Origin of the sequence: Bacteroides intestinalis DSM 17393 (genome assembly GCF_000172175.1) — a bacterium.
Lineage (GTDB): Bacteria > Bacteroidota > Bacteroidia > Bacteroidales > Bacteroidaceae > Bacteroides > Bacteroides intestinalis.
Genome location: NZ_ABJL02000008.1, coordinates 2,322,242 through 2,343,050, shown reverse-complemented (window position 1 = coordinate 2,343,050; position 20,809 = coordinate 2,322,242). Strand labels below are relative to the sequence as shown.

Annotated in this window: 24 protein-coding genes and 1 tRNA gene; 17 read left to right on the top strand and 8 right to left on the bottom strand. The window is 43.1% G+C overall.

From position 1 onward, the window contains the following. The first annotated feature begins 61 nt into the window (after nucleotides 1-61). Together BACINT_RS19080 and BACINT_RS19075 are read left to right on the top strand one after the other, a co-directional pair. Nucleotides 62-475, top strand: a complete 414-nt coding sequence (locus BACINT_RS19080; RefSeq protein WP_007666141.1) for a DUF2141 domain-containing protein — start codon at nucleotides 62-64, stop codon at nucleotides 473-475. Nucleotides 476-528: 53 nt separating this feature from the next. Continuing rightward, nucleotides 529-3,192, top strand: a complete 2,664-nt coding sequence (locus BACINT_RS19075) for a transglutaminase-like domain-containing protein (RefSeq protein WP_021967591.1) — start codon at nucleotides 529-531, stop codon at nucleotides 3,190-3,192. 50 nt (nucleotides 3,193-3,242) lie between these two features. Here the strand turns inward: BACINT_RS19075 and BACINT_RS19070 are convergent, their stop codons facing one another. From BACINT_RS19070 to BACINT_RS19055, 4 genes are all read right to left on the bottom strand, one after another. Further along, the gene (locus BACINT_RS19070) at nucleotides 3,243-4,016 is read right to left on the bottom strand and encodes a copper homeostasis protein CutC (protein ID WP_007666136.1); all 774 of its coding nucleotides are present in this window, start codon (nucleotides 4,014-4,016) and stop codon (nucleotides 3,243-3,245) included. 132 nt (nucleotides 4,017-4,148) lie between these two features. Then, complete coding sequence (gene rny / locus BACINT_RS19065) at nucleotides 4,149-5,684, bottom strand: ribonuclease Y (RefSeq protein ID WP_021967590.1); 1,536 nt, start codon at nucleotides 5,682-5,684, stop codon at nucleotides 4,149-4,151. 141 nt (nucleotides 5,685-5,825) lie between these two features. After that, complete coding sequence (locus tag BACINT_RS19060) at nucleotides 5,826-6,116, bottom strand: cell division protein ZapA (protein WP_007666132.1); 291 nt, start codon at nucleotides 6,114-6,116, stop codon at nucleotides 5,826-5,828. A gap of 8 nt (nucleotides 6,117-6,124) precedes the next feature. Then, nucleotides 6,125-6,418 carry a hypothetical protein gene (locus BACINT_RS19055; protein WP_044155370.1) on the bottom strand — a complete coding sequence of 98 codons (294 nt, stop codon included), beginning with the start codon at nucleotides 6,416-6,418 and terminating at the stop codon, nucleotides 6,125-6,127. 641 nt (nucleotides 6,419-7,059) lie between these two features. Between BACINT_RS19055 and BACINT_RS19050 the strand changes: the two genes are divergently transcribed. From BACINT_RS19050 to BACINT_RS19000, 11 genes are all read left to right on the top strand, one after another. Then, the gene (locus tag BACINT_RS19050; protein ID WP_007666126.1) at nucleotides 7,060-7,443 is read left to right on the top strand and encodes a DUF2141 domain-containing protein; all 384 of its coding nucleotides are present in this window, start codon (nucleotides 7,060-7,062) and stop codon (nucleotides 7,441-7,443) included. Nucleotides 7,444-7,469: 26 nt separating this feature from the next. Next, on the top strand, nucleotides 7,470-8,072 hold the full coding sequence (locus BACINT_RS19045) for a hypothetical protein (protein WP_007666124.1): 603 nt from the start codon (nucleotides 7,470-7,472) through the stop codon (nucleotides 8,070-8,072). A 20-nt stretch (nucleotides 8,073-8,092) separates the two neighbouring features. Beyond that, the gene (locus BACINT_RS19040) at nucleotides 8,093-8,710 is read left to right on the top strand and encodes a hypothetical protein (RefSeq protein WP_007666122.1); all 618 of its coding nucleotides are present in this window, start codon (nucleotides 8,093-8,095) and stop codon (nucleotides 8,708-8,710) included. 123 nt (nucleotides 8,711-8,833) lie between these two features. Beyond that, nucleotides 8,834-9,328: a hypothetical protein gene (locus BACINT_RS19035; protein WP_007666112.1), complete on the top strand. Its 495-nt coding sequence runs from the start codon at nucleotides 8,834-8,836 to the stop codon at nucleotides 9,326-9,328. 53 nt (nucleotides 9,329-9,381) lie between these two features. Then, nucleotides 9,382-9,969, top strand: coding sequence for a hypothetical protein (locus BACINT_RS19030; protein ID WP_007666111.1), 588 nt, complete (start codon nucleotides 9,382-9,384; stop codon nucleotides 9,967-9,969). Continuing rightward, the gene (locus tag BACINT_RS19025; RefSeq protein ID WP_007666110.1) at nucleotides 9,966-10,739 is read left to right on the top strand and encodes a hypothetical protein; all 774 of its coding nucleotides are present in this window, start codon (nucleotides 9,966-9,968) and stop codon (nucleotides 10,737-10,739) included. The genes BACINT_RS19030 and BACINT_RS19025 overlap by 4 nt, the downstream gene beginning before the upstream one ends. Before the next feature lies 1 nt (nucleotide 10,740). Next, nucleotides 10,741-11,025, top strand: a complete 285-nt coding sequence (locus tag BACINT_RS19020; RefSeq protein WP_007666109.1) for a winged helix-turn-helix domain-containing protein — start codon at nucleotides 10,741-10,743, stop codon at nucleotides 11,023-11,025. A 184-nt stretch (nucleotides 11,026-11,209) separates the two neighbouring features. Then, the gene (locus BACINT_RS19015) at nucleotides 11,210-12,052 is read left to right on the top strand and encodes an alpha/beta fold hydrolase (RefSeq protein ID WP_007666087.1); all 843 of its coding nucleotides are present in this window, start codon (nucleotides 11,210-11,212) and stop codon (nucleotides 12,050-12,052) included. Beyond that, nucleotides 12,053-12,523, top strand: coding sequence for an RNA polymerase sigma factor (locus tag BACINT_RS19010; RefSeq protein ID WP_007666083.1), 471 nt, complete (start codon nucleotides 12,053-12,055; stop codon nucleotides 12,521-12,523). It begins immediately after the preceding gene. Further along, the gene (locus BACINT_RS19005) at nucleotides 12,513-13,106 is read left to right on the top strand and encodes a hypothetical protein (RefSeq protein ID WP_007666079.1); all 594 of its coding nucleotides are present in this window, start codon (nucleotides 12,513-12,515) and stop codon (nucleotides 13,104-13,106) included. Before BACINT_RS19010 ends, BACINT_RS19005 begins: the two co-directional genes overlap by 11 nt. A 50-nt stretch (nucleotides 13,107-13,156) precedes the next feature. After that, on the top strand, nucleotides 13,157-13,741 hold the full coding sequence (locus BACINT_RS19000) for a 5'-methylthioadenosine/S-adenosylhomocysteine nucleosidase family protein (protein WP_007666077.1): 585 nt from the start codon (nucleotides 13,157-13,159) through the stop codon (nucleotides 13,739-13,741). Between the two features lie 4 nt (nucleotides 13,742-13,745). On the opposite strand, the gene BACINT_RS18995 is transcribed toward BACINT_RS19000, so the two are convergent. Continuing rightward, on the bottom strand, nucleotides 13,746-14,105 hold the full coding sequence (locus tag BACINT_RS18995; RefSeq protein ID WP_007666073.1) for a YbaN family protein: 360 nt from the start codon (nucleotides 14,103-14,105) through the stop codon (nucleotides 13,746-13,748). 109 nt (nucleotides 14,106-14,214) lie between these two features. Here BACINT_RS18995 and BACINT_RS18990 point away from each other — a divergent pair, with 109 nt between their 5' ends. The 4 genes from BACINT_RS18990 (at nucleotide 14,215) to BACINT_RS18975 (ending at nucleotide 17,647) form a co-directional block, all read left to right on the top strand. After that, entirely contained in the window at nucleotides 14,215-15,072 is an 858-nt protein-coding gene (locus BACINT_RS18990; protein WP_007666069.1) for a phosphodiester glycosidase family protein, read from the top strand. A gap of 115 nt (nucleotides 15,073-15,187) precedes the next feature. Further along, entirely contained in the window at nucleotides 15,188-15,520 is a 333-nt protein-coding gene (queD, locus tag BACINT_RS18985; RefSeq protein WP_007213057.1) for a 6-carboxytetrahydropterin synthase QueD, read from the top strand. Nucleotides 15,521-15,550: 30 nt separating this feature from the next. Then, nucleotides 15,551-16,096: a 7-carboxy-7-deazaguanine synthase QueE gene (locus tag BACINT_RS18980; RefSeq protein WP_007666059.1), complete on the top strand. Its 546-nt coding sequence runs from the start codon at nucleotides 15,551-15,553 to the stop codon at nucleotides 16,094-16,096. A 102-nt stretch (nucleotides 16,097-16,198) separates the two neighbouring features. After that, nucleotides 16,199-17,647, top strand: coding sequence for a calcineurin-like phosphoesterase C-terminal domain-containing protein (locus BACINT_RS18975; protein ID WP_007666057.1), 1,449 nt, complete (start codon nucleotides 16,199-16,201; stop codon nucleotides 17,645-17,647). A 79-nt stretch (nucleotides 17,648-17,726) separates the two neighbouring features. On the opposite strand, the gene BACINT_RS18970 is transcribed toward BACINT_RS18975, so the two are convergent. The 3 genes from BACINT_RS18970 to BACINT_RS18960 form a co-directional block, all read right to left on the bottom strand. Then, nucleotides 17,727-17,799 (bottom strand) — tRNA-Trp (locus BACINT_RS18970). Between the two features lie 75 nt (nucleotides 17,800-17,874). Then, nucleotides 17,875-18,450 carry a uracil-DNA glycosylase family protein gene (locus BACINT_RS18965; protein ID WP_007666056.1) on the bottom strand — a complete coding sequence of 192 codons (576 nt, stop codon included), beginning with the start codon at nucleotides 18,448-18,450 and terminating at the stop codon, nucleotides 17,875-17,877. A gap of 108 nt (nucleotides 18,451-18,558) precedes the next feature. Further along, a complete protein-coding gene (locus BACINT_RS18960; protein ID WP_007666055.1) occupies nucleotides 18,559-20,652 on the bottom strand; it encodes a KamA family radical SAM protein in 2,094 nt (697 codons plus the stop codon). Nucleotides 20,653-20,809: the final 157 nt, after the last annotated feature.

Sequence of the window (20,809 nt, the reverse complement as noted above, 5' to 3'; positions counted from 1 at the left end):
TTCGTCCGCCTAATCCGTGTTGTCCGCGTATCTATTTATAAACTCTTTAAAAACAATTCAAATGAAAGCAATGATTATTAGTTTCGTATGTGTTTTGACTTTTGCAACTCAAAGTCTGTCTGCACAAAATCTTACTCTGGAAGTACGTGGTATTGAAAATGTGACTGGTAAACTCTATGTCGCCATCTACAACTCTCAGGAGACATTCATGAAGAAGCCGCTTACTGGTTTTGCAGTAGAGGTGAAGGATAAAGTTGTGTCTATCCCCTGTAAAGGACTCCCGGCAGGAACTTATGCCTTCTCCATGTATCAGGATGAGAATGGAAATGGTAAATTGGATACCGGTGCTTTCGGTATTCCTGTGGAGAAGTTTGGTTTCAGCAATGATGCTGAAGGTGTTATGGGCCCCCCTTCCTACGAAAAATGCAGTATTACTTTCTCTGAGGATACAACTTTAGTAGTACATCTGAAATAAACTTCAGATAATTCTTTAACTTTGTAGCTCACACCTTAATTAATGTAAGTATTATGAGACGAGCTACACAACTTTTCGGAATATGCTGGCTACTTTGTCTGCTTGCTGCCTGTGGAGAATCCCATTTCATGACCGATGCCTCGTATCGTTCGCGCGTAGAGCAGGACTTTCAGCAAAAGAAGGCTCTGATGCCGCAGGGAGAACTATTTACGATACTGGATGATGCTTCGCTGAGCACTTATGAGCAGGAAGCCTTGGAATTCCTTTATGCCTATATGCCACTGGCGGATATTACTGATTATCCCGGTGAATTTCACTTAATGAATATCCGCGCATCCCAGCGTGCCACAGAGGAAATGCCTTGGGGAAAGACCATTCCCGAAGATTTGTTCCGACACTTTGTACTTCCGGTGCGGGTGAACAACGAACAACTGGATAGTGCGCGGGTAGTGTTCTATAAGGAGTTGAAAAATCGTGTGAAGTCCCTTTCTTTATACGATGCCATCCTGGAAGTGAATCATTGGTGTCATGAGAAAGCCGTCTATATGCCTTCCGATGCCCGTACCAGTTCACCGCTGGCAACAGTGAGTACTGCTTACGGGCGTTGTGGCGAAGAATCTACCTTGCTGGTGGCGGCACTTCGCTCGGTAGGTATTCCGGCACGGCAGGTTTATACACCACGATGGGCACATACGGACGATAACCATGCATGGGTGGAAGCCTGGGCAGATGGTAAATGGCATTTCTTGGGTGCCTGCGAACCGGAACCGGTACTGGATCTTGGTTGGTTCAATGCCCCTGCCAGTCGCGGAATGTTGATGCATACAAAGGTTTTCGGACGTTATGAAGGAAAAGAAGAAGTAATGTCCGTTAACCCCACGTATACGGAAATCAATGTGATTGATAATTATGCGCCTACAGCGCAAGCCAAGGTTATGGTGAAAGATGAAGCGGGAAATCCGGTTCCTGACGCCTGTGTGGAGTTCAAACTCTACAATTATGCGGAATTCTATACCGTAGCAACGAAACATACCGACGATGGTGGTGTGTGCGGACTGACTGCCGGAAAAGGGGATATGCTTGTCTGGGCCTCCAAAGATGGTCGTTTCGGTTTTGCCAAACTTTCTTTTGGCAAGCAACCGGAACTGACTGTAACCCTTGATAAGAAAGCGGGTGACAGCTTCACAGTAGATATTGACATCGTGCCTCCCGCAGAAAGTGCCAACTTACCCGACGTGACGCCGGAACAGCGGGCGGAAAATGACCGTAGACTGGCGATAGAAGATTCTATCCGTAATGCCTATGTCGGTAAATTCATTTCGGAAGAGGCGGCACGCAACTTTGCGAGAGATTATAAATTAGATCGGGATGCAGTAGCTAAGATTCTTATTGCCGCCCGTGGGAACTACAGAGTAATTTATGAGTTCATGACTCGTCTGCGTTCTGAGAACTCCAGGAAAGGAGGAATAGACCTTTTGCAGCAGATTTCGGCAAAAGACCTTCGTGATGTCCGGTTGGATGTGTTGATAGATCACATGCAGTCTCGTGTACGCACGTCGAATACCGGATATTTCCGTAAATATGTACGCAACCCGCGCGTAAGCAATGAAATGTTGACTCCGTATAAGACTTTCTTTGGCAAGGTGATCTCGAAAGAAGATGTTGAGGCTTATGTGGCAGAGCCTATGAAGATGGTTGCATGGGTGGCAAAGAACATCCAGGTGAACAAGGAATGTAATCTGGGGGCACCTCCTGTATCTCCCGAAGGTGTGTGGAAAGCACGTTTGGCCGATGCCCACAGTCGTGATATCTTCTTCGTGTCCATGGCACGCAGCATGGGAGTGCCTGCACGCATTGATGAGGTGACGGGTAAAGTACAACTGATAACTGACGATGGAGCCATAGATGTGAACTTCGAAGCAGCCGGACAGGCATCTGCGCAGAGGGGCAGGCTTGCAGCTAAATATACACCGATTCAGTCATTGGATAATCCGAAATATTATTCTCATTTCACTATTTCCAAAGTAACTCCGCAGGGTAATTTGCAGTTACTGTCTTATGATGAGGGTGACACAGACATGGGTGGCGGCGTTACATGGAGCAGTTTGCTGAAGGAGGGAACGTCTCTGGATGCCGGAGATTATATTCTGGTAACCGGTACCCGCCTGGCAAGTGGTGGTGTATTGGCGCAAATGACATCATTGAATGTGAAAGCAGGCGGACGTACAGAAACGAAACTGGTGATGCGTGAAAACAAAGATGAAGTACAGGTTATCGGAAACTTCAATTCGGAGAGCTTGTTCACAACATTGGAAGGTGGTAATAAGCAAAGCCTGCTTCAAGCCTGTGGCCGTGGATATTTCGTTGTCGGTATTCTTGGAGTGAACCAGGAGCCTACAAACCATGCCTTACGGGATATCTCTGCTTTGAAAACCGACTTGGAGAAATGGGGCAGAAAGCTTGTATTACTCTTCCCGAATCAGGAACAAGTCGGCAAATATCGTGCTGCTGACTTTCCCGGTTTACCCGATACTGTGATTTATGGAATCGACACAGAAGACATTGTCCAGCAGATTGTGAAGAATATGAAGCTGAAACACAAAGATACATTGCCCATATTTATCATTGCCGATACCTTCAACCGTGTGGTGTTTGTTTCACAAGGTTATACCATTGGCTTAGGTGAGCAGTTGATGAAAACGGTGAAAGGACTATGATGAGAATGAAGAAAGGACTATAAGAAAAGAAACAGTAGAGTGGGAGAGGCTTATTTATAAGCCTCTTCCTGTTTCAGACCGGTCAATGCCTTTATCGTTTCTTTCACACGTTCTACAGTAGTGATAGGGCGTTGATATTCTTCTATGTTCACAGTACCCCCCATCGAAACAGTTCCGTTCCTATGCAGCATCTTGCTTTCGATAGTCTCTCTTGCTGAGAAGTGGAACTCCCGGATACCGGTTTCCGTGGCGATGTGAGCGATATTATTTTCATTTACTCCGCAACCTGCCAGTAGGATAATACGCCCGTCTGCCTGCTGCTGCAATTTCTTTAATAAAGGGATGCCCTGTTCGGCCGTGGCCTGTGCACCGGAAGTAAGAATACGGTTACAACCTAACTCTATGATTTGCTCCAGCGCTTCCTGCGGATTGCGGCATACGTCGAAAGCACGATGGAACGTAACGGACATGCCTTGTGATACTTCGATCAGCTGCCTCATTAAGGACAGGTCTACATCTCCTTTAGCGGTAAGACAACCGAATACAACTCCGTCTGCTCCCAATTGACGGGCGTTGTCGATATCCTTCAGCATAATGCGTTGCTCGATGGGGGAGTACAGAAAATCTCCGCCACGGGGACGGATGATGACGTGCAAAAGAGTCTTTGTTAAGGCTTCCCGGGCAATGACGATATCTCCGTAAGATGGGGTAGTACCTCCTTCCGGTATTCCGGCACATAGCTCCACCCGGTTTGCTCCCCCTGCCTGTGCGGCAAGGCAACTCTCTACGGAGTTGGCACAAACTTCAAATTGATATGGCTCCATAATTGACAATCAGGATTATTTGGTTTGTGGATGCAAAAATAAGAAACAGTTTCGTGAATAGCAAAGAAAACAAAAAGAGGCAGGGATTTTTTGTTTCCCCACCTCTTTATCACTAATTTCAATCTTTACAATTTATTTCGCATAACTTACTGCGCGTGTCTCACGGATTACCGTGATCTTCACTTGTCCCGGATACGTCATCTCATCTTGTATCTTCTTCGCGATTTCACCGGAAAGGTTTTCAGTCTGCTTGTCGTCAATCTTATCGGCACCAACGATTACGCGCAACTCACGACCTGCCTGGATAGCATACGTCTTCGTCACACCCGGATAGGCCATTGCCAACTGTTCCAGATCGTTCAGTCGCTTGATGTAAGCTTCAACAATTTCGCGGCGTGCTCCCGGACGGGCACCTGAGATAGCATCACATACCTGTACGATGGGTGCCAGAAGGCTCGTCATCTCCACTTCATCGTGGTGGGCACCGATAGCGTTGCAGATATCCGGTTTTTCTTTGAATTTCTCAGCCAGCTTCATACCATAGAGTGCATGCGGCAATTCCGGTTCTTCATCGGGCACTTTACCGATATCATGCAGCAATCCGGCACGTTTTGCTTTCTTGGGGTTCAGACCCAGTTCCGATGCCATCACAGCGCAGAGGTTGGCTGTTTCGCGGGCATGCTGCAACAGGTTCTGACCATAAGAAGAACGATATTTCATCTTACCGATAATACGGATCAGTTCAGGATGCAAACCATGGATACCGAGGTCAATCGTAGTACGTTTACCGGTTTCGATGATTTCTTCTTCCACTTGCTTGCGTACCTTAGATACAACTTCTTCGATACGTGCCGGGTGGATACGTCCGTCAGTCACCAACTGATGCAGTGCCAGGCGGGCAATTTCACGACGTACAGGGTCGAAAGCCGATAATACGATAGCTTCCGGTGTATCGTCTACTACGATTTCCACACCCGTTGCTGCTTCAAGCGCACGGATATTACGGCCTTCGCGACCGATAATACGTCCCTTGATTTCATCCGATTCAATGTGGAACACGGTCACTGAGTTTTCGATGGCAGTTTCCGTAGCTACACGCTGGATAGATTGTATCACAATACGTTTTGCTTCCTTACTTGCCGTCAGTTTGGCATCGTCCATGATGTCGTTGATGAAAGACTGTGCCTGTGTTTTGGCCTCTTCTTTCAAAGATTCGATCATGCGTTCTTTAGCTTCTTCGGCCGAGAGTCCGGAAATGGTTTCCAGTTTCTCAATTTCCTGCTGTTGCAGTTTATCCAGTTCGTCTTTCTTCTTGTCGATAATAACCAACTGGGCTTCCAGGTTTTCTTTCACCGCTTCGGCTTCCGACTTCTTACGCTGTATCTCTTCCTGGCGTTGGTTCAGCACCAACTCACGTTGTTTCAACTTGTTCTCCGCTTGCTGAATTTTCTGGTTGCGGATCGCCACTTCTTTCTCCAAGTCTGCTTTTTTGTTCAGGAACTTCTCCTTTACTTCAAGCAACTTATTCTTTTTAATCACTTCCGCTTCAGCCTCGGCTTCTTTCAGAATGTTGTCATATTTGGACTTCAAACCATGCTTGAAGAACATGTACGACAGAAATCCACCGATAATGAAACAGGCAATGGATACTAGTATTGTTACTGTCATTTCAATTTGTTTTAAGTATATAAATAAAAAACGCACTGCAAGAAAGCCACCCTTGTTTTCAGAAGGGACACTTTCACACAGTGCGTGGATTTTCTAATTCTTTTGCTGGCTTTGGTATTTTGAGGAAAAGCTTCCGGACGTTTACAGTCCTTTGAAGTATGTTTCCAACACCTCTGTCAGTTCTTCTATCTTGTCGGCATACGGACGAGTGTCGTTTCGTTTTTTCATTTTCAGGTTCTCCAAGGCAAATTGATAGGCCACCATGGCTATAATCTTCTCAGGAGTCACATTCTGGTAATGTTCTCGATACGCATTGAGCCGTATATCCACCTGTTTGGCTGCTTCTCTCACCATTTCTTCCTCTTCACGCAATATGGTGAGGGGATAGGTGGAGCCTGCCATCTGTAGGTTTATCTTTATCTTATCGTTCATACATCTTGTTATTCATTCAACAAAGCGATGCATTTATCGACTTCACGCACTAATTTGGACAATCGCAGTTTCGTCTCTTTTACGTCGCTGCCGTTAAGGCTGATTGTCATTGCTGTTTTTAGGTTCGTATAGTCATCTTCCAAAGCTTCATATTCAGCATGTACCTGCTCGCATTCTTCTTGTTTAGTTTTTAGAAGTTGCTTTAATTCAGCATTTTCGCGCCTCAATTCATCATACAAAAAGATCAAATGGCGCAGTCTCGCTTCAAAGGTACTTAATCGCTTCTTTTCTTCGTCAGTCATTACTATACCAAAATTGTACACAAAAATACAATTAACTTGGAGATTACAAAAACTTTTCAGGGAAAAATGTTGCCTGAGCATCGAAATAACATGAAAACGGCACTTATGCGGACTGAAAAGGGTTTGTTTGGCGGATGCCTAAAACTATTCCTATTTTTACAAGAAACTAATCCCGGCATTGCGATGAACTAATATTTTCTTGCATATTACTATTCATACAACAGCTATAAAAGTTTCATACAACAATTATATTTCTTTATTACAACATTTGTTGTAAGAAACTATAATATATATTGTATGAATAATAATATGCAAGAAAATATTAGTTCATCGCAATGCCGGGATTAGTTTCTTGTAAGGTAGGTATTAGTTTCTTGCAGCGTAAGGGGTAGCTTTTTGCAATGGTGGAATTATTCGTCTCTATTAGGTGATGGTTTACTGAGTATCTGTCATCCTGAGCTTCATTCCTGTGCACTTGTGAATTAATTCCGGAGTATTCGTACCTTCTCGAAAACTTTCTTTTTATTTTTCATAAATTAATTTATAAAATAATTTGGTTTATAAAATAAACCATCTATCTTTGCATCGGAGTTCGAACCCGAAATGTATGATTATTGTAGAATTTTAATAGATGTACAGTTATGAAAACGATTGGTTTTAAGTGGGTTGCATTGTTTGTTGTAAGCGTATGTGCTGTCTCGGTATCAGCACAGAGTGACTTGACAGTGAAAGTGAAGAACATTCGTTCTGCAAAAGGAAAGGTGATGATTGCTGCCGATAAAGGGCAATATGCAATGGTGGATGCTACGGGGGATACGGTAACACTTGTATTAAAAGAAGTGCCCGAAGGAAAATGTAAATTGTATGTCTATCACGATGAAAACGGTAATTATCAACTGGACCGGGAAGACGGGATACCAGCAGAGAATTGCGCGATTGTAGATTTGGACATGACGGCTGAAGCAAAAACGATTGATGTAGAGTTGAAAGATGTAAAGGCCTTACAGGACAAAGCAAAAAAATAATTTTATATATAAAGAGAAACACTGTTATGGAAGACAAGAAAATGACTGAAAAGGAGAGTTTGGATCTTATCACGCAGATGATACAGAATAGTAAGAAAAACCTTCGGTTGGGGAATGTGAATATTCTTTTGCTATGGGGGTATCTTTGTACGATAACTGCGCTTGTGGTTTATGTTCTGATTCTGATAACTGGTAATCCGCTTTGGAATTGGCTATGGCTGGCTATACCGGTTATTGGTTTTCCGGTGATGCACTGGTTGAAGAAAAAGGAAGATAAGCCGGTTTTGACTTATACAGATAAGGTTTTACTTGCTATCTGGAGTAATATCGGGCAATATGGAATTGGTATTTCTATAATAGCCGCTCTCTATTTTGACTCCATGTTATTATTGATGCCGATTATTCTGCTGCTGTGTTCATTGGGAGTTAATATTACGGGGAGTATCATAAATGATTCATGGATGAGAAATGCTGCTGGTTGTGCATTGGCAATATCCGTGGTTATGATATCGCATATCTTGTTTAATCCGCCTGAATTCAACTTTATGTATCCTGCCTTTGCTGTTTGTTTTGTTATTATGTTGATTATTCCCGGACATCGGTTGAACAGAAGACACACAAAAGAGTAATTGCATTAAATCAATAAATTATGGAAGATAGAAAAATAACCGAGCAAGAGAGTTTAGAACTCATCTCCCAAATGATACAGAATACACGTCGTAATCTAGATGCGGGTAGCGGAAATATATTTCTGTTGTGGGGATATATTGGAACCATAGCGACTTTAGTTGTGTACGCAGGCTTATGTTTTACAAAAGACCCTCATTGGATGTGGGGCTTTTGGGGGATACCTGTTATTGGAATTCCTTTGGGAATATATTTAGAACATAAATCAGAGAAACGGACTAAAGCCTATTCGGATAAGGTGTTGACTGAAATATGGCGTATACTGGGTGGACTTTGTATGGCTGTGGCAATAGGAGCTACCTGTATGAAACAGTTTGAATTTATCTTGCCGTTAGGAACATTGATTATGTCGTTGGGGAGTATTATTACAGGTGTTATTGTTCGCTACAAGGCTTTTTATCTTTTCTCGTCAATCGGGTTGGCGATAGGCTTGTATATGGTGTTTGCAGCAATGGGAGAAGATGCTCCTACCTATGTTTCTTTACTTTGTTTCGCTGTGGCTGCTGTCTTTGCAATGATTATTCCCGGGCACATGCTGAATATTGCCGCAAAGAAAGAAAACTATGTTTCAAATAACTAACTGGAGGAAATACTATGAACTCACTTCTAGGCTGTCTTCTCATTGGAAACATGGTGTTGCTGGCTTTCTTGCTGGTGAAGGTGCTCGATCTCACAGATTATTAATTTCTAAAGTAGACATGAAATGATGGATGTTGCAAGATTAAATAAACAAAAGAGCCAATTATGGTGGACGGTTACGATACTGATGATAATGTGCATGTATTGGCTTTCCAATGTCGTATTATGGGTTCCCTGGAGCCATAATCCGCAGTTGGGAATACTGTTGATGCTTACGGTGAATCCTCTTTTCTGGGCGGCAGGTATTTATATTTGTCTGGCTTCTGAAAATAGAACAGGGAATCTGATGAAAAAAGCCCTTGTGGTGGCATCGCTTGCCGTTGGGATATCGTTGATTTCTGATTACCTGTTTTTTGCAGTATACATGGGGTCGAAGGATGTTTGGCATATCACGACTTTTTATGGTTATGCCTGGTTGGCTGTATTGACATTCGGCGAGGTACTTTTATTAAAGAAAAAGTTGCTTACCAGACAATATGCTGTGACGACAAGGCTGTTGCTGATATTAACCCTGTGTTTATTGTTTCTGCTGTTCTTCCTGTTTTATTATTTAATGTAAGATAAGGAATGAATGTTCGTTTGTATGATTTCGGATAAATAAAATAGTTGGTAATGGATAATAAAAATATGACTGAGAAAGAGAGTTTGGAACTCATCACTCACATGATACAGAACGCAAAGTACAAGATGGCTGAGAACGCCGGAATGCCTTTTCTGATATGGGGATATTTGTGTACGGTGATATCTCTGGTGATTTGGTTTCTCCTGAAAGAAACCGGTAATTACAACTGGCAATGGATGTGGTTCCTGTTGCCCGCGATTTCTTTTCCTGCTACCTTGTGGATAAACCGGAAGAAGCAGAAGATGGCACGAACCTATATCGACCGGATATTAGGGTACGTCTGGACCGTATTTGGGCTGGGTGGTTTTCTGATAACCTGGGTCGCTATCTTCTACTGGAGTTTGCCTGTCTTGTTCATCATACTGCTGATAATGGGAATGGGTACGGCGTTGACCGGTCTTATTGTAAACATGAAGGTAGTGACTATAGGAGGAACTTTGGGAGCTCTGTCGTCATTAGGTTGCCTCTTTATACACGGATTCGACCAGATATTGCTTTTTGCATTGGCTTTTATTTTTATGATGGTTATCCCGGGACATTTCCTGAACTATAAAGTGAAGAAAGGAGGCGGTGCGTGACAAAAAGTCGTTTCGAGAATTTCCTGACTTCTTGGAAGTTCTTTTTGTTACTTGTACTTTTGCAGTTCCTTTTGATGCCGGTGGCGACGAAAGGCTTTAAGTTTGAGGCTGCGGGAGATTTGATATTTTATACACTGGGGCATGCCTTTATTATGGATATGTACGCTTATGCTGTTTATTTTCAGATAGTAATGATATTGGCTCTGATGGCTGTTATTGTCTGTAGAGGTAAGTTCAGCAGATGTTTTATGGCGATTGCAGGGTGTTTCTATCTGCTGTATGCCGTGATACAAAATATGGCTGTGACGGAACAGTACGGTTTCAGCATGGTGACGGTGAATGTGGTGATGATGGGATTTGTGGCATTTATCTGGTTTTGGTCTGCGTGGAAGGGTAATACCGTATTCTCTTTTGATAATATTACCTGGAAAACGGGTTGGACAATTCCTGTTGCTCTATTCTGCCTGTGGTGGCCGATGGATTTACGTACGGCTTTGCCCGACTTCCGGTTGCACTATCTGCTGGATAGCGGCGCTGTGCTGGGCTTCTGCCCGATGACGCCTGTCTTTCTTACTTTGCTGATATTGAGTAAGCGGAGTGTAAGCAGGGTTGTGTTGCGGGTGACGGCAATGGTAGGGGTTATTATAGGATGTTACAATATGGGCAATTTTGCCACTGATACCGGATTTTATCTGGGACTGTATCATCTGCCCCTGTTGGGTATATCCCTATTTGCATTGTTGAGTAGTAAACGAAAGAAAAACGAATGATATGTTTAAAGAACTGAACCCTTTGCTCCACTCTGAGCTGCGTTTAGCGGTGATGTCGTTGCTTATTGGCGTCGAAGAGGCAGACTTTGTCTTTATCCGCCAACAAACAGGGGCAACGGCCGGTAACCTCAGCGTGCAGATTGACAAGCTCAATAAAGCAGGCTATGTGGAGGTGACAAAGACGTTCAAAGGAAAAATGCCTTGTACTCTCTGCAAAATTACACCGCAGGGGGTGGACGCCTTTGAGGAATATGTGGAGGCACTGAAAACGTATATTATAAAATAATGAAAGCAGACTTTGTGATCAGAGTAGCTGGCTTTCTCTTACTAATTTCTGGATGGCTAAACAAATGATATATCCGGAAAACTTATAGAATAGACAGAAATCAGATTGAAGTTTTCCGATACTATTCTCTTTTTCTTGTAACATTCCGGAGTGGTCCGTATCTAAAGGAAAAACTTTAGAATATATGGCGATGAAAAGATTACTTTTGACCCTGATGTTATTGGGAACTTCTCTTTTGATTTTTGCACAGGATTATCCTTTTTCGGTAGTAAAATCGGGAACAGGAAAACAAGCGGTTATATTTATACCCGGTTTTGCATGCTCGGGTGATGTCTGGGCAGAAACAGTCAGCGTACTGAAAGACAGCTATACCTGCTATGTGCTGACGATGGCGGGCTTCTCGGGCGTTGCACCTGAAGAGTGTCCATCATTCGAAAGATGGAAAATGCAGATTGCAAAGTTTATCAAAGAGGAGCGGATAGAGAAACCTATTCTTATGGGGCATAGTATGGGAGGTGGTTTGACACTTGCAATTGCGGCTGAATTCCCGGAGCTTACAGGAAAGATTGTGATTGTAGATGCCTTGCCTTGTCTGATGGCTTTGACAGTTCCTGATTTTAAATCTGCTCCTGATAATGACTGCACTGATCTGATTGACAGGATTACAGCTATGGATGAGGAGCAATTTGTGCAAATGCAAAGAATGAGTGCGGCAACGCTTACCACTGATTCATTGAGATTTGCCGAAATAGTAAACTGGGGATTGGCATCTGACAGAAAGACGTATGCTAAACTATTCTGTGATTTCTCGAATACAGATTTAAGGGAATGTATAAAGAATATAGTTGTTCCTTCTCTCGTACTTTTGGAGCCTTATTTCAAACATATAGATACGGTCATTAAGAATCAATATAAGAATTTGTCAGTAGCACAAATCAGGTATGCAGATAAAGGCTTGCATTTTGTGATGTTTGATGATAGGGAATGGTTCATTCATCAAATTTGTGAATTTATAAAAGAGCGTTAAGTGGAATTTGAAGATATATATAGGAGGTACTGGAATAAAATATTCCGCTTATGCATGGGGTATGTAAATGACTACAGCTTAGCTCAGGACATGGCTCAGGAAACTTTTATTAAAGTCTGGCAATATCTGCCCACCTTCAGGAATGAAGCCAATATTGATACTTGGATATTTCGTATTGCAACCAATAACTGCCTGCGTCAACTGGAACGGAAGAAGCAAATCTTATCTACGCAGTTTCCTGCCGATTTATTTGAAGATGAAAAGACGGATATTGAGCCGCAGATTCAGTTACTATACAAGTTTATTGCAGAGCTTTCGGAGATAGACCGCATTATCATTTCGCTGGAGCTGGAAGATGTCAGGCAAGCGGATATAGCGCAAATCATTGGATTGTCGGAGAGTAATGTCCGTGTAAGAATTCATCGTATAAAAGCCCAGTTAACAAGAAAATTCAAAGAATATGGAGAGTAATATTGATATAAAAGAATTGTGGAACAGGCAGGCTGTTCCGGCTGCCGATCAATCTGAAATATTGAATAAGATCAGCCGTTTCAGAAAGAGCGGTCTTAAAAGTGGGATATTTCTTGATGTTATCTTAGTGTTGACTATCCTTTTTATGATATTTATCTGGATCTATTTCAAACCGCAATTCTTGAGTACTAAGATTGGAATCATTGTGGGAATCTTGCCGATGTGTATTGTGGTGGTGGTCAATCGGAAGATAACTTCTTTGTATAGGTCATTGGACGAGAAACAGTCGAATATCGATTATCTGAATAATTTGCTTATGCTGAAAGGGAAAGAAACTTTCATGCAGACTAAGGTAATGAGTTTATATTTCATTTTGCTATCCTTCGGTATCCTTCTTTATATGTATGAATATACTCTTAATTCATCTTTTACGTTCAGACTGATAGCGTATTCTGTTTTGTTTTTATGGATTGCCCTTAATTGGTTTGTTCTGCGTCCTGTAATGATTAAAAAGAATAGGCGGAAGATGGATTGTTTGATCAGACAGATCGAAAAGATTAAGTCGCAAGTGGATGAATTTTAGTTTCTAAAAAAAAGTTGTACATTTACTCGCTCAAAATAAAAAGATGCAGTATGAAAATTTTAGTTACTTACGCCGTACAGGGTGAGTTTACGGAGTTAAAGTTTCCCGGATTGATAGGAGAGGAAGAAGTTCACATCGGCTATATTCGTACAGGAGTAGGCAAAGTGAAGTCAGCTTATTATGTTTCTGAAGTGCTCAATCAGGCCAAGCCGGACTTGGTGATCAACGTAGGTACGGCGGGAAGCATTGATTGCCAGGTAGGAGATATTCTGGTGTGCCGTCATTTTATAGATCGTGATATGCAGAAGTTAGCCGATATGGGCTTGGAATATGAGATTGATTCTTCTACTTTGCTGGCAGAGAAGGGATACTGTATGCATTGGGCAGGAGAAGGCATTTGTAATACAGGCGATACTTTTCTGACGGAACTTTCGGATGTGAAAGGCGATGTGGTCGATATGGAAGCTTTTGCGCAAGCCTTTGCTTGCCGTGCCAAGAACGTGCCTTTTATTGCTGTGAAGTATGTGACGGATATCATAGGACAGAACTCCGTGAAGCATTGGGAGGATAAACTAGCTGATGCACGTAAGGGGTTGGGGGAATTCTTTGAACAGATAGGTGGAGCGGTTAAATAAGCGTCTACTTCAGCGTCTTAAATGAAAGGATATGATAGGTTACTCCTGCTGCAATAATCAGGAGTATTACTTTTACCCATATATACGGTATGATAAAAAACACGCAGTAGAGCATGGTGATCCACATCAGCGAGATGGAAATTATCTTTGCACGTAGAGGGATGGCTTTGTTTTCACGAAAGTTGCGGATATAAGGGCCGAGATGCTTATGATTTAATAACCAGTTATACAGGCGAGGCGAACTTTTAAAGTAGAGTGCAGCCGTGAGTAGCAGAAATGGAGTAGTGGGTAGCAACGGCAGAAAAATGCCGAGGATACCAAGTGCCAAAGAGAGTGTACCAAGTGCTATATAAAGGGTTTTCATGCCGCAAAAGTACTCTTTTTTTGTTTACGGAGAAAGTTCTGTTTGCTTTGTTATCTGACATTCACTTTAAATGCTTATGTTTGCGAAGAATTTTCAATAAAGTCAAAACATGTATTTGAGAAAATCCGTCTTCACGCTATTGCTGATACTGTGTAATGTATTTGTTGTGGTGGCACAGACCACTGCAGATTCTTTAGCACTTGTTACTGCTCATTGGAATGTAACTTCTATGGGAAAAGGTGTACTTTGTCGCGAAGCGGAGTTCGTTTCTTTGTATGGTGTTCCGCAGCATGTCACTATTCTTGAAATCAAACCGGAACGACATCGGTTTGACATTTTAATTCATTCTCCTAAAGAAGAAACCAGTAATGCTGCCCGTCGTTCCGGTGCAGTGGTGGCTATTAACGGTTCTTATTTCAATATCAAGCAAGGAACTTCTATCTGCTATTTGAGGAAAGACGGGGTGGTGGTGGATACTACTGCGACCGGTGTACTCAGTACTGTATCCAATGGTGCCGTGAAAATAGATAAAGGGAAACTGGACATCATAGCTTGGAAGAAACAGGATGAGAAAACTTGCGAACAGAAAGAAGGGAGTATTCTCGTTTCCGGCCCGTTGATGCTGCTGGATGGAAAAACTTGTGACTTGTCTGCTTGTAACCGGTCATTCGTTCAGACTAAACATCCACGGAGTGCCGTAGCTCTGATGAAGGATGGAACGGTATTTCTGATTGCGGTTGCGGGCCGTTTCGAAGGTAAGGCGGAAGGTATCAATATCCCTGAGTTGACACATCTTCTTCGTGTATTGGGTGCAAGGAAAGCTTTGAACCTGGATGGTGGTGGTTCTACTACACTCTGGAGTGCTTCTGCACCGGATAATGGAATTGTAAACAAGCTTACTGACAATAAACTTTATGATAATAAAGGGGAGCGTAAGGTTGCCAATTCACTTTGTGTTTATGAATAAAAGCGGAAGATTTAAACTGTAATCCTTAGAATTTTTGTACTTTTGTGCCGTGCCGAGGTGACATTAGGTGCGACAACAGACAAAGTATTTTCTTAATTAGCGTATTAACAAGAATATGTATACAGTTATCAAACGCATGGAAATATCAGCTGCCCATAGCCTGAAACTTTCCTATCGCAGCAAATGTGAGGATCTGCATGGTCACAATTGGATTATCACAGTCTACTGCCGTTCCCGGGAACTCAATGCCGATGGAATGGTAGTTGATTTCAGTCACATCAAAGAAACGGTGAAAGGAAAGTTAGATCATCGTAATTTGAATGAAGTTCTTCCATTCAATCCTACCGCAGAGAATATAGCCCGCTGGATATGTGAGCAGATACCTACTTGCTTCAAAGTCGAGGTGCAGGAATCTGAATCCAATGTAGCCACTTATGAGAAAGAATAACCCTACTGAAAGCCGGCACAAATATTTTTTATGAGAAAGATTAATGAGATTTTTTATAGCTTGCAAGGTGAAGGCTATCACACCGGCACGCCTGCTGTCTTTATCCGCTTTTCCGGTTGCAATCTGAAATGCTCTTTTTGCGATACACGGCATGAAGAAGGTGTGCTGATGTCCGATGATGAAATTATTGCCGAAGTAGGAAAGTATCCGGCTGTTACGGTTATCTTGACGGGGGGAGAACCTTCTCTTTGGGTTGATGAGGCTTTTATCGACCGTTTGCACCAGGCGGGAAAGTATGTCTGTATCGAAACGAATGGAACGAATCCATTGCCCCCAAATATTGATTGGGTGACTTGTTCTCCCAAGCAAGGGGTGAAGTTGGGGATTACCCGTATGGATGAGGTGAAGGTCGTTTACGAAGGTCAAGATATTGGAGTCTACGAGTTGCTTCCTGCTGAATATTTCTTTCTGCAACCATGTTCATGTAGTAATACTGCGGAAACAGTGGCGTGCGTCATGCAACATCCTAAATGGCGGTTAAGTCTGCAAACACATAAACTGATTGACATTCGTTAATGAATCGGGTCGTGTTATAGGAATGTAATGTGAATGACATCTTTCTTTTGCTTTTTAGGGTTTACTTTGCCGTGAAATTAAAATTCTAAAAAGAGAAGAAACATGAAATCAATTCGTTTTTTATCCTTGCTGCTTTTGCTGAACTTATTTGCAGCAGGAGGGTATGCAGCAGACCAACCCGTTAAAAAAGAGATTGTCGTAAGTGGTGTGGTGACAGATACGCAGAAACAACCTGTTACAGGTGTTGTTGTGACAGATGGCGTTAATTTTACGCAGACTGATGATAAAGGGCGTTATCAGTTGGTATCTGATCCCGCACAGTCTAAATTCGTGTATCTTTCTGTTCCGGCGGACTACAAAACTAATGTAGAGAATGCATTGCCTGTTGGCTATTATGCCCGGATTGATGCAAAAAAGAAAAAGAATCGTTGTGATTTCAGCTTGGTGAAGAGAGAACAGCCGGTTCAGGATTTTACCTTTATAGCTATCTCTGATCCGCAGGCAAGAAATGAGGAACAGTTGGATCGCTTTGCTTCGGAAACTGTGGTTGATTTGGAGGAAACATTGAAGCAATTATCTTCGCAGGAAGTTTACGGAATGGTTCTGGGAGATATCGTCTGGGATGTTATGCCTTTGTATGATTCGTATAAGAAGGTTATCTCTGATTTGGACTTAACTATGTATCATGTGATTGGTAATCACGACTTTGATCAGCAATATACGGCACTGAGCCTCGCTACGAATAAGGAAGAATACGGGGAATTGGTATTTGGTGAGCATTTTGGACCGACGGATTATTCTCTTAATGTAGGGAAAGTGCATATTATTTCGATGAAAGACATAGATTATAAAGGTAAGAAGAAATATACGGAGCAGTTTACCCCTGAACAATTGGAATGGTTGAAAAAGGATCTGAGCTATGTGAAGCCGGGTACTACCGTACTGTTGAATCTTCATGCTCCTACGGCTAACAGTACGGGTAGAGGAGGAGCCAATGCTCGTAATGCCGAACAACTTTTTGAGATACTAAAAGATTATAAGACGCATATCTTTGTCGGTCATACTCATTTTTATGAAAACCGCATTGTGACTCCTGTTATCTATGAACATAATATTGGTGCAGCTTGTGGTGCCTGGTGGGCAGGACATGTAAATCGTTGCGGTGCTCCCAATGGTTATCTGGTGGTAAATGTGACCGGTGATGACATCTCCTGGCAGTATAAGGCTACCGGTCGTCCATTCGATTATCAGTTTCGTGTGTATAAGCCGGGTGAGTTTCAGAGCCAACCTAAGTATCTGGTGGTTAATGTCTGGGATTATGATCCGGCATGGAAGTTATCCTACTATGAAGACGGTGTTGAGAAACCGGGCGTAATGGAGGCTTTTGACGATGAGGATCAGGATTATATTACAATGAAAGAAGGAAAGGCTACAGGATATCATACATCACACTTATTCCGGGTACGTCCTACGGATAAGGCTAAATCAGTGAAGATCGTAGCAACAAATCGTTTCGGTCAGAGCTTTACTCAGACTGTAGATTTGAAATGACAGGCTTTGAATACTCGTTTATGACGGGTTTATAAACAAAAATAGCTGCAAGTAAAAACTTGCAGCTATTTTCATCTTGCACGGGAGGAGAGGCTCGAACTCCCGACACCTGGTTTTGGAGACCAGTGCTCTACCAACTGAGCTACTCCCGTGTTTGCGGCTGCAAAGGTAATGTAAACTTTCAAATATGCAAGAGGGATGAGCGATTATTTTAACGCTCTCTCGTCTTATAACATCTGTAAGTCCTGATACATAATGCGGTAGGCTGCTGCTTTTTTTTCTAAAGCAAGCGGATAAGCGCGCGAAGAAGAGGGCATCCGATAGAGTCGCATAGGTCTGCCATCAAAAACAAACTCTGTAAAATCTCCCACTTTCGGCTTTTCAAGAGAGAATTGTTCGCATAAAGTTTCCGTTGCTTTCTCACCTGTAGTAACTATGGCTTTACATTCCGGTAAGCGACGGAGCATGCCCTCGATATCCGTAGGTTCTACAACTTCCAGAAATTTGTCGGATGCATTGTCTTGCAACCGTCGTATGGCGGTAGCTGTATCAAATAGGGCAATGCCTTTTTCTTGTAGGAAAGGGATAATGCGATCTTTGTCGAAAGCTTTTGCCGTTTCGTTCAGAAAATGGTTCTTATCATTGAAGAACAAGAGTCCTACAATCCGCCACATATCATTGTTCCAGTTCGGATAATAAAACTCCATCGACCACCTTTTCTTTTGAGGTGGAAAACTTCCCAGCATCAGCAAACGGGCGTTAGCAGGAAGAAAGGGTTCTAAAGGGTGCCGTTCGATTTCCATACTTACTATTTTTAGGATAAAAAATGTCTGAAAAGCCCGGAATATGATTCAGACTTCTCAGACGACTCTGTGATTTTCTTATGCAAAAGTATAGATTATTTCCGGAAGTTACTCTGCTATTTCCAGATTACTCATTTTTTCTGTGATGCGGAAGGGGAAGTCCGGATATTCGTACAGGCTGAACCGTGATTCGGTTTTGCCTTCCGTATAATTCCAGATACTTGCGTAGTCTTCCACATCTTCTCCCATGGCACGCAGTTGTCGCAGGTAGGCGGCTATGGATTTATTCTCTACGATATATACCTGTCCGAGTTGATTGATTATCGGGCTGTGGCGACGTGTTCCGTCGTGGTCGAAACGAAGGATGCGCTTTCCGTCTTCGGTCATTCCTACCAGATTGAACGTCATGCTCTTGCCAATGGCGGGCAGGTTTAACACGCTGCGGTCTGTGGCAAGAAACGGAAGATGATGTATCTTCAGGAAGTGGCGGATACAGGATGCAGGATCAAGTGCGGTTTCGAGCGATGCAGACAGGTTGAAGGCATCTTCTTTATTTAGTTTGCCGAAACGCTTTTCTTCTTGCTGTTCCTGCATGGAACGGCTGTTTGGTGTAAAGACTGCGTTGTTTTCTTCGAAACCTTTTACGGAGAATGTATAGTAACAGACAACTCCCAGTTCGTTAAGTACTTGGCGTAGGCGGGTGGTATGTCCCCGACGTGAGGCAGCTACGTTATACACAAGTTGGTTGGTAATCAGCCAGCCTGCCGATAATAATTTGCGAATACCTTCCTTTGCCTCGGGAGTAACCTCCAATGGAGTTTGGAAATGCGTTTGAATGATGAACTGACGGATACCGATGACGGATGCTTTCTCCTTGAAAGTTCGCAGAATTTCTACCAATTCATTGTTGATACGCATTGGCAGATAAGCTGGCAAACGCGATCCGAGGCGGATACGCTGTAATTCGGCATACTTTTCTCCTTCCGGGCGTTCCTGATTGGCTTTCCGTTTACGGGCAGCCATACGGTAAATGGCTTCCAGAATTGTGTTCAGCGTCTTGTTCTGACTCATGAGGGCATCTCCACCTGTGATGAGGATATCACGCAACTGGGTATCTTCCTCGAAGTAAGTCATCAGACGGCGCAATTTCTTTTCCCATGTTTCTTTAGGACGCAGGGAGTCAAACTCAAAATTGAGTCGTTTGCTCTGGAAGTCATACATACGCTGGCAGGAAGCACAAAGCCCGCCACAAGCGCGTCCCATGGTATCGGGAATGAGGATGGCTACTTCCGGATAACGACGGTGGATATTGTGCCCGTCGGGCAGGAGCCAGCCGGCCGCATTGGGTTTTCCGGCTTCTACTATGTCTTCACGTTCCCAAGCGCGGATTTGTCCGTAGGTTTCCACCAGTTGCGGGGAGTAGAGGATGTAGCTGCGCAGAGATTCATCGTTGTATCCTGTACTGCCGGGATTTAACAAGTGCAGATAGTAAGGCGTAACGAAGAAAGGCATTCCTTTCTTGCGGGCACGAGATAACAGATACATGGTTTCAGCAGAAAGTGAATTGCCCAGAAAGCGATTCAGTTCTGTAGGGCTTTTGGCAGCCATGGCCAGATGGAAACGGAAATCGTTCCACCATTCGTTGACGAGGCGGTATTTCTCTTCGTAGCTGATGCCCTCTTCAAAGTGGTAGCGGGAAACAGCGGTACGGTGCTCTATCTTCTGTATCAATGCGTGCAGAATACGCTCTTTATTTTTGGCATGGATCAGTTGTACGTCTTCGTCCAGTCCGCTGGGCCAGCGCTCGGTCCACGCTTTGACGCGTTGGGGTGCGGGGAGTGGGGCAGCAGGATGCTGTAAGCGTTTGAATTGCTGGAAAATATCCAGGAACACGTCTGTTTCCACATCTTCTTCCAGATTTCCGATAAGAAACATGTATAGAAGTGACAGGGTAGAAACAATCATTTGTTCATCGGTAGAAAGTTCATGGACTTCCTGGCCGTCATATTCAATCAGAAGTCGAATTTGCCTGACAACTTCACTTTCCGTATCAGCCTGATTGGTAATGAATTCCGAAATGCCTTGCTTGAAGCTTTCCGTACCGTCGCTCTGTTCGGCGATGCGTACAATTTCGGGAAGTTCATTTCGATAAAGTTGCTTCAACTGGGATAAAGTGAGTGCAAGCATTTTCTTTTGTTTCATAAGCGGTTGTTTTTTAATGATTAATACTGAAATAACTACGAGTTACGAGCTACAAGTTGCAAGTAACAAGCTGAGTTAAAAGTTATAAGCTACGGGTAACTCTGATAGCCTGAAAGGTTGCCTGACTTACTGAGCCTAAATCAAACTATTTGAATTA